Genomic DNA, 10357 nt, shown 5'->3' on the forward strand with positions numbered 1-10357 from the left:
GTTTTTGAGAGTTTAAAAAGAGAATTGAGAGTTGAAGATAAGATGCCGTTTGGCATCCTTTTCAATTCTCAATTCTCAATTTCCTATTTACCATGCGAAGATAGGATATTCCTTCATGATACCGTTCACCTTCTCACGAACGGCGCCGATGGTCTTATCGCATTCGGGAGCGGCCAATACGGTGTCGATCAGTTCCACGATCTCGCCCATAAGCGGCTCTTTAGCGCCACGGGTCGTGATAGCGGGCGTACCCACACGGATACCGGAGGTCTGGAAGGCCGAGCGGCTGTCGAACGGAACCATGTTCTTGTTCACCGTGATGTCGGCGGCTACCAAGGCTTTCTCGGCCACCTTACCGGTCAGGTCGGGGAACTTCGTGCGCAGGTCGATCAGCATGCTGTGGTTGTCCGTACCGCCGGAGATGATCTTGTACCCTTTGTCCGTGAAGGCCTTGGCCATAGCGGCGGCGTTCGCTTTCACCTGTGCTTGGTACGTCTTGTATTCCGGCTCCAAAGCCTCTCCGAAGGCTACGGCCTTGGCCGCGATCACATGCTCCAGCGGACCACCCTGGATACCCGGGAATACGGCGGAGTCCAACAACTGAGACATCTTCTTGATCTCGCCTTTCGGTGTCTTCTTGCCCCAAGGATTCTCGAAATCCTTACCCAGCAGGATGATACCGCCACGAGGACCCCGCAGGGTCTTATGCGTCGTAGACGTTACGATGTGAGCGTACTCCAGCGGGTTGTTCAGTAAACCGGCGGCGATCAGGCCTGCCGGGTGAGCCATATCGATCATCAATAAGGCGCCTACCTTGTCGGCTATCTCACGCATACGTTTGTAATCCCAGTCACGGGAATAAGCGGAACCACCGCCAACGATCAATTTCGGTTTCTCACGAAGGGCTACTTCCTCCATCTGGTCGTAGTCCACCCGTCCGGTATCTTCCTTTACATTATATTCGGTAGCGTGATAGAGAACGCCGGAGCTATTTACTGGTGAACCGTGGGACAGGTGTCCGCCATGCGACAGGTTCAACCCGAGGAACGTGTCGCCCGGATTCAATACGGCGAAGAATACGGCTGCGTTGGCCTGCGCCCCGGAGTGAGGCTGCACGTTGGCCCATTCGGCGTTGAATAGCTTTTTCAACCGTTCGATAGCGATCGTCTCACTTTGGTCTACTACCTCGCAACCCCCATAATAACGCTTGCCGGGATATCCCTCGGCGTATTTGTTGGTCAGACAGCTTCCCATGGCCTGCATGACCTGGTCGCTGACAAAGTTCTCGGAAGCGATCAACTCAATGCCTTTCAATTGGCGTTGGTGCTCCTTCTCGATAATGTCAAAAATGATGTTGTCTCTTTTCATTACCTCTTAAATTGGTTATTGCAATGATATGTTCCTCATTGAAAAGGAATCCTCGCGAATGTACTATATTATTTTAATACTATTTAAAAGATTCCGTTTAATTATTACAGATGCGCCGGAAACGGCTCCGCTTACCACTTGGTGAGGGTTACGTTTCTGAACTCAACCTCCTTACCCTCGCTCTGTAGCCCGATATGGCCTTCCTTCACCTTGTTGGTTCCGGTGTTCTGGTATACGCCGTTGATGTAAACGGTGATGACGCCGTCTTTCACGAAGATGTTCGCCTCGTTCCACTCTCCGGCGGGCTTCTCGCTGGACGGGTTCACGTTCTTTACGACAGGGAAGAAGGGACGTTCCTCTCCCGGGCGTTGCTGGTACTCGACAAGGTCGGAGCCTCCCAGCAGTACGAACAATCCGGCCCTCCCGGCTTGCAGGTTGCATTCGATACTGTTCGGGAAGGGATTCTGGAAATCTACGATGTGTAAGAAGATACCGCTATTGGCGTTGGAATCCCCATTCGGCCAACGCCATTCCACGTGCAATTTATAGTCGCTGTATTTCTCCTTGGTGTACATATAGCCGAAAGGCTGGCCGGTGATGAAGATCTTACCGTCGCGTACGGAATAGACCTGATCGGCGGGGACGGAGTTTTTGTCGACTACGAAATTCCAGTTAGACAGGTCTTTCCCGTTGAACAGTTTCTCGGTCTTCTGTGCGTTCGCCCCATCGGAGAAACAGAAGAGGGAAGCGGCTAATACAGCCAAAGATAGCATTCTTTTTTTCATGGCATTAAACTCTATTTATAGTATGATTAATCAACGATTAGTTTGCGATAGCGTACCCGTTTCGGCTCGGCGTCGCCCAAGGTCTTACGTTTGTATTCCTCGTACTCGGAATAGGTCCCTTCGTAGAAGACCACGTTGGAATCGCCCTCGAACGACAGGATATGGGTACAGATACGGTCCAAGAACCAACGGTCGTGAGAGACGACGACGGCGCAACCGGCGAAGTTCTCCAGCCCCTCCTCCAAGGCACGTAGCGTGTTCACGTCGATATCGTTGGTCGGCTCGTCGAGCAGCAATACGTTTGCGTCCGCTTTCAGCGTCAGCGCCAGATGCAGGCGGTTACGCTCTCCTCCGGAGAGTACGCCGCATAGCTTCTCTTGATCCGCTCCCGCGAAATTGAATTTAGACAGGTAAGCGCGTGCGTTCACCTCCTTGCCGCCCATACGGATGAATTCTTGTCCGCCGGATACGACTTGGTAAACGGTCTTTTTCGGGTCTATATCCTTATGGGTCTGGTCGGCGTAACCTACTTGTACGGTCTCGCCCACCTCGAAGGTCCCCTTGTCGATGCTTTCCATGCCCATGATCATCTTAAATAAGGTAGTCTTACCGGCACCGTTTGGCCCGATGACTCCCACGATACCGTTCGGGGGAAGCATGAAGTTCAAATCATCGAACAGCAGCTTATCGCCGAACGCCTTCGCCACATGCTGTGCCTCGATCACCTTATTGCCCAAGCGAGGGCCGTTCGGGATGAAGATCTCCAGCTTAGCCTCACGCTCCTTCTGGTCCTCGTTCAAGAGGGCCTCGTACGAGTTCAGACGTGCCTTACCCTTGGCGTGACGGGCCTTCGGCGCCATATTGATCCATTCCAGCTCACGCTCCAAGGTCTTACGGCGCTTGCTGACTTGCTTCTCTTCTTGAGCCATACGCTTCGTCTTCTGGTCTAGCCAAGAGGAGTAATTACCCTTCCAAGGGATACCCTCGCCACGATCCAGCTCAAGGATCCATCCGGCCACGTGGTCTAGGAAGTAACGGTCGTGCGTGATGCAGATAACGGTACCGGCATATTGTTGCAGATGTTGCTCCAGCCAGTCGATCGACTCGGCGTCCAAGTGGTTGGTCGGCTCATCCAACAGCAATACGTCCGGCTGCTGGAGCAGCAATCGGCAAAGGGCCACCCGGCGACGCTCGCCTCCGGACAACGTATCCACCACCTGATCCTCCGGCGGACAACGCAAAGCGTCCATGGCACGTTCCAGACGGCTGTCGAGGTTCCATGCGTCCGTAGCGTCGATCTTGTCCTGCAACTCCGCCTGACGGTTGATCAAGGCATCCATCTTATCCGGATCTTCCAGCACCTCCGGATCGCCGAATCGCTCGTTCACCTCCTCATATTCTTTCAAGGTGTCCACGATCTCCTGCACGCCTTCCTGCACGATCTCCTTCACGGTCTTGCCCGGCTCCAACTTAGGATCCTGCTCCAGATACCCTACGGAATACCCGGGGGAGAAGACCACCTCTCCTTGATAATCCTTATCAATACCGGCGATAATCTTCAGCAACGTAGATTTACCGGAACCATTCAATCCGATGATTCCGATCTTCGCCCCATAGAAAAAGGACAGATATATATTCTTTAAAACCTGTTTTTGAGGCGGAAAGATCTTGTTCACGCCTACCATCGAGAAAATAATCTTCTTATCGTCTGCCATATAATTTTTTGTGTGTTAATTGGTTCCTTAACTTAAAATAATGGTGTACAAATCTACGTAAATATCTTTTATTTTACAAATGAACAAAGATCATAGGTATCAGATATCTACCGATTGCCAAGTTTGGCGTGTGGAGATTACTCGGTTCAATTCTCTTGTGCAAGAAGCCGGTAGATATGCTATTCCTCGGAAGTTGAGTTTTAGCGTTATCATAAATGAAGGGTAGGAGAGGTTGTGCGGCGTTGTGGTTAGGACTGTGCGATCATGTGGCTTTAGGTTGTGTGATCCTAACGATTTAGGATTGTGGTTCGTCTTCGTCTTGTGAAGATATGTAACCGGTTTATGCATGATGTAATACGTGATGTAAAGTGCTTATATCTTGTTTCTTGCGTTTGCTCCCCATGAAAAAACTAAAATTTACCCCTCTTGAAATTTGTATAATAAAATAAAACCCCCTATCTTTGCACTCGCATTACAAAAGTAACGCACAGGATGATTCGCTAGCTCAGCTGGTAGAGCACAACACTTTTAATGTTGGGGTCCTGGGTTCGAGCCCCAGGCGGATCACTGAAAACGAAAGAAAAGCCAAGCAAATCCCTGATAATCAGACATTATCAGGGATTTCTTTTTTCTGGCAGGTAGCAGAAAATAGCCGTTTCAAGCATATTATCGGTGGATAAATCGTGGGACTAAAATTTAGTTCTAAAAAGTCCCACGAATTTGCATCGTTCTCGCTGATTCATAGTATTTTGCATAGACTTACTTTGGAAGAGAATACATAGTTTTGTAACTTAAAAACGATGTAAAAATGGCTCGAAAATCATTTTCTGTTTTGTTCTTTATCAAAAAAGCCAAGTTATTAAAGAACGGAGAAGCACCTGTGTGCATGAGAATCACTGTAAACGGCTGTATGGTAGATATTTCTATCAAAAGAAGTTGTCCCGTAAACCTATGGAATCAAGCAAAAGAGAATTCAAAAGGAAAAGACCGTATGTCGGTGGAACTGAACCACTACTTAGAAATCACACGCTCACGCATACACCAAATTTATAGGGAACTGGAAACTTCCGACAAGGTTATCACCGTTGATCTTGTGAGAAAACTGTATTATGGTGTGGATGAAGAAAGCAAAACCCTTTTGCAAGTATTCAGAGAACACAACGAACAAAGTCGTAAGCTGATCGGCAAAGACTTTGTTAGTAAAACCGTTCAACGGTATGAAACCACTACCCGATATTTGGAGGAATTCATTAAGAAAGAATATCAGTTATCTGATATTGCCCTGAATAACTTGGAAGCCAACTTCATTTCTAAGTTCGATGCTTTCTTGAAGATTGAAAAAGGTTGTGCGCAGAACTCCGCTATTACCCGATTGAAGAATTTAAAGAAGATTATCCGTATTGCTTTGGAAAACGACTGGATAAAGAAAGATCCGTTTGCTTACTACCGTTTCAAATTGGAAGAAACCGATCCTGAATTTCTGACGATGGACGAGATTAAAATCATTCTCGCCAAAGAGTTTACAATTAAACGAGTAGAACAGGTACGTGACGTTTTTGTCTTTTGCATTTTTACTGGCTTGGCGTTCAGCGATGTGAAAGATTTATCACCCGAACACTTGGTAAAAGACAACAAAGGGGAACTTTGGATAAGGAAGAACCGGCAAAAGACAAAAATCATGTGTAACATTCCTGTGCTACCTGTGGCAGCTTCAATACTTGAAAAGTATAAAAATGTGGCAGAATGTACCGGAAAACTATTGCCTGTATTGAGCAATCAGCGCATGAACAGTTATTTGAAAGAGATTGCCGATGTATGCAGGTTGCAGAAAAATCTGTGCACACATTCAGCAAGACACAGCTATGCCACAAGCATTTGCCTTGCGAATGGCGTGAGTATGGAGAATGTTGCTAAGATGTTAGGTCATGCAGATACAAGCGTAACCAAACACTATGCACGGGTACTGGATCAAAATATTTTTAAGGATATGCAAAAAGTAAATAGTTGTCTGTCGGAATTAACTATATAAAAATTGCGAAGTATATACTAGTGTTTTAATGTCTTCTTTATTACACTAGTATATATCATTGAGTATTTTTCAACAAATTTAAAAAGAGATTTTTTTTATCTTTAAGTTTCAAATCATCAATACAATTATGATCGTTTTTAATTAGATTTTGAATAGTCAAATTTTCTAATAGATCATAATATATTATCAGTTCTTTAGCTTTGTCAAATAAAAAGCTATTATAAAAAAGCAATAATAATTCGTCTATAGACATTTGTGCTTGAATAAACTGTGCATACTGCTTAAATTGATTATGGATGTTCTCTTTTTCTGCTTCCGAAGCTTTACCTTTCCAAATTTCAAGTTTTTCATCTTCACTCATTTTGATAAATTTTAAAATTCGATATAAGTGTCTGAAATAATACCCAATATTCTCATAATTATTAAAGAAAAAAGCATAACCTAAAGCTATTTTTTTCTCGATAGACATGCTTTGATACTCACTATGCAGTTTTTGAGAGATTTTGTATTTATCATTTATATAAGATATTCTAAAAGGTTTTCTTGTGTTTCTAATGAGTATATCTTGTTCTTTTTCTATTTCACTAGGAATATTACATCCTCTTATTATTTTCCCCTCCAAATCCATTTCAGCTTCATATGCTTCTTCGATATTATAACCTTTATAATATTCTTTAGAATCTAACGAGTAGAAAATAAGCTGCAATTGTTCTTTTGCTAATTTAAAAAATTCCAGCCCTCTACTTTCAACATCAATAGGCTTATTCTTTACTGTAGCCCATCCTTTGTTCCCTTTCATAATCTTAATGTCATTATTATGCTGAGGATATTCTTCATACACAAAGAGTCCTAATTTCGTAAATTTACCAGACACTCTTTCAAGTATATCTCTTTGAGTTTGTAGCAAATTAAAAAATGTAGACTTAAACTGTTCATCTATTGATATTTCTTTCTGCTTTTTATTAAACTCTATTTGTTCCCATAGTGTGTAAAAAAGTAATAAAACGCTAAGGAGTCCTATTATTGGAGCTGTAGTTCCTCCAATAGTATCACCAATTTGACCAGTTTCCATAAAATCAATATTACTCCACTTTTGAGTAAATAAAATGGGAGCAGATAAAGCAAACAGAATGCCTATAATTATTAGAAACCATATATACCTTTTCATAATCCAATTTGTTTAATGTACAAATATAATCCTTTTCTGCAAAGAACATTCAATGATTTTAAACAATATTGATTCAAAATATAATTTATCTCTAAATCTAATATGAAACATTGACAAAGGTAAGTTCCGTATTTAGCCTGTTCAAGTCCAAGCCTTCGGTTTAGATGAAAATCTTCCTCTCACTATGCTCGAGAGTATTTTCATCTAAAGACTTGCACAGACTAAATACTTCACTGGAAAAGTCAATGATTCAAATTAAATTCCGAAAAACAATGTCTTCGGGGCTGACATAATGAAAACGTCTTCCACTTGATTAGAGTTTAAACAAGTTTCTCGTACAGTTTGAACCAATTCAGTCCGTAGTTGCCAAAACCTAAATCTACAGTATCAATGTATTCAAAACCGCATTTCTCATAGAGAGAAATTGCCGGAAGATTATTCTCATACACATCCAAACGAATAGATTTTATGCCTGATTGTTGAGCCAGTTTAAACGAATAGTCCATCAAAGCACGACCGATACCCATTTTCAAGAATGAGGGATGCACCACAAAAGTGCGTATCACAAAAATATGGCTGTAGTTAGTTTCTATTTTCCACCTTACACTATTATAGGCTTCATCGGGATGATGGTCTAATATAATAGAGCCAGCTATCTTTCCGTCATACCTGACAACAAAAAGAGTATTATTTTCTATGCCAACAACCGCATCTTCACGAATAGGATAAATGCCTTTTATCCATCCGGGATAGTTGGTGGTAGCTGATAGATAATCATTCAGATCATCATACAACTTTTCTAATTCGTCAATATCGGCAGGTGTGCCGGATTCTATTACAAACTTCATAATTGCAACTGTTTGGAATGCAAAGGTATAATTTCCACCTTAATAAAAGAGGCTTCCTTTTAAGATAGTGGAAATCATACTCTTTTAGATAGTTATTCTTTCCAGCTTTCAAAGTAGTGCTTTTGGAGCAGCTTATCAATATCGCTCTGGCGATAGATGATTTTACCTTTTATCTGGATAAAGGGGATTAGCCCTGTATCTCTCCACTCTTGTAAGGTTCGCAAACTGACATTCAGTTTCTTGGAAACTTCATTGTTAGAAAGAAAGCGTTCCCCGTTCAGGTGGGGCTTGTAGTGCTTGACAATAGATTCAATGCCGTTCAGCATTGAATCGAGCGAAGAAATAAATTCTTTGACTTGTGGGGTATCTTTATTTATTAGTTCCATGATTGAAAGATTGTTTTATTGAAATATTGATTTCAAGATGGCTAGATAGCTGGTCAGTTGCGCAAATAGTCACCCAGCGATGAAATGCTAAGTACATCTTTTGCCGAATCATAATCTACATAGAGCCGTTTGGATGCAATGGCAATAAAATACTGGCTACCATCTTGCTGTATCTCATAAGTAGCGGGCGAAGCCTGTTTAGTGGTTTCCGATACATATATAATAGAAAGAAGATACTCTTTGTCGTTCCGGTAGATGATAACCGTAGGATTCAGATTAACGCTTTCCCATGTGCCGACAATAGAAAACAGGTTGAAGGACGGGTAATCTTCTTTAGTTCTTCTCATAAGGCATAATTTGTTTGGCTGATTGATTTTGTGTTTCACTGTCCGCAATAATTCTTTCAATATCGGAAGACTTATAATAAATCTTGCTGCCGATTTGAGAATAAGCCAGCCGTCCGCTACTTCGGTAATATTGTAGCGTTCGTTTACTAAAGCCTAACAACAGGCACACTTCCTGACTATCCAGCCAGTTTTCTACTTTCTGCGTATGAATGCTGCACAAACTTTCTATTCGTTTGGCAAACTCGGTGAACCGCTCGCAGACATACGAAAAGGTTCTCTTTTCAATGGTTACTACTTCCATGCTTTTAATTTTTAATGGTTTATAAAACGTGTTGATTCTATTTTCATCGGCAAATGAAAGAAGAATCAAGAGCCGTTTTCAAAACTGTCTGGAAGTGGTATATCCTGTCTACCTCTGGCTTAATTCAATTGGAATAGACTAATGAGATATTCGTTTTTTGAACGCATTTACTTAGAAAGTCAAATGGAAATAGAGATACGAAAAGATTTATCGCTTATCTTTGCCGCATGACTACCAATAAGATAACTCCCGAAGAATTATGGGCAAGACAGCAGATCAGCCCGCTGGATGTGGACTATGATTTGTGGAATGAACGCAAAGCATCTATACAGACATTCTCACAAATGAGCCAAAGTTGCATCTTTACGGTAGATGTTTTCAAAGAACGGTACGATTTTGCATCCGATAATTTTGCTACTATCTTCGGATATAACCCTACATGGATAAAGACGATTCACAAGCAGGGGGATTTATTGGAGGAACGGATTCACCCGGACGACCGGGCGCAACTCATCGAACACCAGATTGAACACGGGCAGTTCATCTATTCACTTCCGCAAGAACAAAGGAATGATTATCAGCAGATATTCCAGATTCGTATGCTGAATGCCCGGCAAGAATATGTGAATGTAATCAGTCGCCACCAAGTAATTCAGAAAGACAAAAACGGAAAAGCATGGATGATTATGGGAGTGATGGATCTTTCACCCGATCAAGCACCTATGGAACGAATCAAGCGAACAGTTATTAATCGGAAGACAGGTGAGATACTTGCATCGGCAGTTGTTCCAGCAGACCAACAATTAACCAAGCGGGAAAAGGAAATACTCTTACTAATCCGGCAAGGCTTTTTAAGCAAGGAGATTGCATCTAAACTGAACCTTAGTATTTATACAGTGAACAATCACCGCAAGAATATATTGGCAAAATTGAATGTTGATAATGTGATCGAAGCCATTAATCGGGCAGAAAGTTTCGGTATTCTCTATTGATTACGGCAGCCAATCTAAGCTATTTGTCAGCGGATTTGTTTTTCTCCATTGTTCCAGTTCTTCATAATTGCGAACTCCACCCACGAAAACAGCATGATAGATTTCTATGCCGGGAATCTGTACTCCGTCCAGCACATCGAATTTAATTTGAAGGATAGTTTGCTTGATTTCAGGAGTAAGTCGGTTCGTAATGGCAGCAGTTACTTTTTCAACCACACCATCATATTTTGAGCCTTTACGAATATGAATCATGTCAAACTTCCACGTGTTCCTGTCCTCATCTTCGTAAATGGCGTGCCATTCGATGCACTCTTCTTCTGTCTGAACCAGATTCTTAAATTGGATTTCCTTTAAAGAGAGCCGTTTGGAAAATCCAGTGTAAGCTGCCCCCTAAAACCAAGCGATTCTGCCCCCTTGT

At 42.6% G+C, this 10357-nt stretch carries 10 protein-coding genes, 1 tRNA gene and 1 pseudogene; 3 read left to right on the forward strand and 9 right to left on the reverse strand.

The window, feature by feature from the left end; genetic code table 11:
* Positions 1 to 87: 87 nt before the first annotated feature.
* From glyA to ettA, 3 genes are all read right to left on the reverse strand, one after another.
* Positions 88 to 1368, reverse strand: coding sequence for a serine hydroxymethyltransferase (glyA, locus tag DWY79_RS16770; RefSeq protein ID WP_005856586.1), 1281 nt, complete (start codon positions 1366 to 1368; stop codon positions 88 to 90).
* 131 nt (positions 1369 to 1499) lie between these two features.
* A complete protein-coding gene (locus DWY79_RS16775) occupies positions 1500 to 2153 on the reverse strand; it encodes a DUF1080 domain-containing protein (protein WP_121960926.1) in 654 nt (217 codons plus the stop codon).
* Between the two features lie 26 nt (positions 2154 to 2179).
* Positions 2180 to 3868, reverse strand: a complete 1689-nt coding sequence (gene ettA, locus DWY79_RS16780) for an energy-dependent translational throttle protein EttA (protein WP_005856590.1) — start codon at positions 3866 to 3868, stop codon at positions 2180 to 2182.
* Positions 3869 to 4362: 494 nt separating this feature from the next.
* On the opposite strand from ettA, the gene DWY79_RS16785 reads away from it, so the two are divergent.
* Positions 4363 to 4435, forward strand: a tRNA-Lys gene (locus DWY79_RS16785).
* A 241-nt stretch (positions 4436 to 4676) separates the two neighbouring features.
* Positions 4677 to 5897, forward strand: coding sequence for a site-specific integrase (locus DWY79_RS16790; protein WP_122369845.1), 1221 nt, complete (start codon positions 4677 to 4679; stop codon positions 5895 to 5897).
* Between the two features lie 55 nt (positions 5898 to 5952).
* Here DWY79_RS16790 and DWY79_RS16795 read toward each other — a convergent pair whose 3' ends face one another.
* The 5 genes from DWY79_RS16795 to DWY79_RS16815 all read right to left on the reverse strand — a co-directional run bounded on the left by DWY79_RS16795 (position 5953) and on the right by DWY79_RS16815 (position 8947).
* Positions 5953 to 7065 (reverse strand): putative phage abortive infection protein, encoded by a 1113-nt coding sequence (locus DWY79_RS16795; RefSeq protein WP_122369847.1) that lies wholly within the window; start codon positions 7063 to 7065, stop codon positions 5953 to 5955.
* A 320-nt stretch (positions 7066 to 7385) separates the two neighbouring features.
* Positions 7386 to 7913, reverse strand: a complete 528-nt coding sequence (locus DWY79_RS16800; protein WP_122369849.1) for a GNAT family N-acetyltransferase — start codon at positions 7911 to 7913, stop codon at positions 7386 to 7388.
* 92 nt (positions 7914 to 8005) lie between these two features.
* The gene (locus tag DWY79_RS16805) at positions 8006 to 8299 is read right to left on the reverse strand and encodes a helix-turn-helix domain-containing protein (RefSeq protein ID WP_004293696.1); all 294 of its coding nucleotides are present in this window, start codon (positions 8297 to 8299) and stop codon (positions 8006 to 8008) included.
* A gap of 53 nt (positions 8300 to 8352) precedes the next feature.
* Positions 8353 to 8646, reverse strand: coding sequence for a DUF3876 domain-containing protein (locus DWY79_RS16810; RefSeq protein ID WP_122369851.1), 294 nt, complete (start codon positions 8644 to 8646; stop codon positions 8353 to 8355).
* On the reverse strand, positions 8633 to 8947 hold the full coding sequence (locus DWY79_RS16815) for a helix-turn-helix domain-containing protein (RefSeq protein ID WP_122369853.1): 315 nt from the start codon (positions 8945 to 8947) through the stop codon (positions 8633 to 8635). The genes DWY79_RS16810 and DWY79_RS16815 overlap by 14 nt, the downstream gene beginning before the upstream one ends.
* Before the next feature lie 227 nt (positions 8948 to 9174).
* On the opposite strand from DWY79_RS16815, the gene DWY79_RS16820 reads away from it, so the two are divergent.
* Entirely contained in the window at positions 9175 to 9939 is a 765-nt protein-coding gene (locus DWY79_RS16820; RefSeq protein ID WP_122369855.1) for a LuxR C-terminal-related transcriptional regulator, read from the forward strand.
* On the opposite strand, the pseudogene DWY79_RS16825 reads toward DWY79_RS16820, so the two are convergent.
* Positions 9940 to 10308: pseudogene (locus DWY79_RS16825) on the reverse strand (phosphoglycerate mutase family protein); the annotation flags it as partial.
* Positions 10309 to 10357: the final 49 nt, after the last annotated feature.

The organism is Parabacteroides sp. AF27-14 (assembly GCF_003635425.1).
Classification (GTDB): Bacteria; Bacteroidota; Bacteroidia; order Bacteroidales; family Tannerellaceae; genus Parabacteroides; species Parabacteroides distasonis.

Excerpts from the sequence above, each read along its gene's own strand:
- glyA (WP_005856586.1), bottom strand. The coding sequence starts at position 1,368 with ATGAAAAGAGACAACATCATTTTTGACATTATCGAGAAGGAGCACCAA.
- DWY79_RS16775 (WP_121960926.1), bottom strand. The coding sequence starts at position 2,153 with ATGAAAAAAAGAATGCTATCTTTGGCTGTATTAGCCGCTTCCCTCTTC.
- ettA (WP_005856590.1), bottom strand. The coding sequence starts at position 3,868 with ATGGCAGACGATAAGAAGATTATTTTCTCGATGGTAGGCGTGAACAAG.
- DWY79_RS16790 (WP_122369845.1), top strand. The coding sequence starts at position 4,677 with ATGGCTCGAAAATCATTTTCTGTTTTGTTCTTTATCAAAAAAGCCAAG.
- DWY79_RS16795 (WP_122369847.1), bottom strand. The coding sequence starts at position 7,065 with ATGAAAAGGTATATATGGTTTCTAATAATTATAGGCATTCTGTTTGCT.
- DWY79_RS16800 (WP_122369849.1), bottom strand. The coding sequence starts at position 7,913 with ATGAAGTTTGTAATAGAATCCGGCACACCTGCCGATATTGACGAATTA.
- DWY79_RS16805 (WP_004293696.1), bottom strand. The coding sequence starts at position 8,299 with ATGGAACTAATAAATAAAGATACCCCACAAGTCAAAGAATTTATTTCT.
- DWY79_RS16810 (WP_122369851.1), bottom strand. The coding sequence starts at position 8,646 with ATGAGAAGAACTAAAGAAGATTACCCGTCCTTCAACCTGTTTTCTATT.
- DWY79_RS16815 (WP_122369853.1), bottom strand. The coding sequence starts at position 8,947 with ATGGAAGTAGTAACCATTGAAAAGAGAACCTTTTCGTATGTCTGCGAG.
- DWY79_RS16820 (WP_122369855.1), top strand. The coding sequence starts at position 9,175 with ATGACTACCAATAAGATAACTCCCGAAGAATTATGGGCAAGACAGCAG.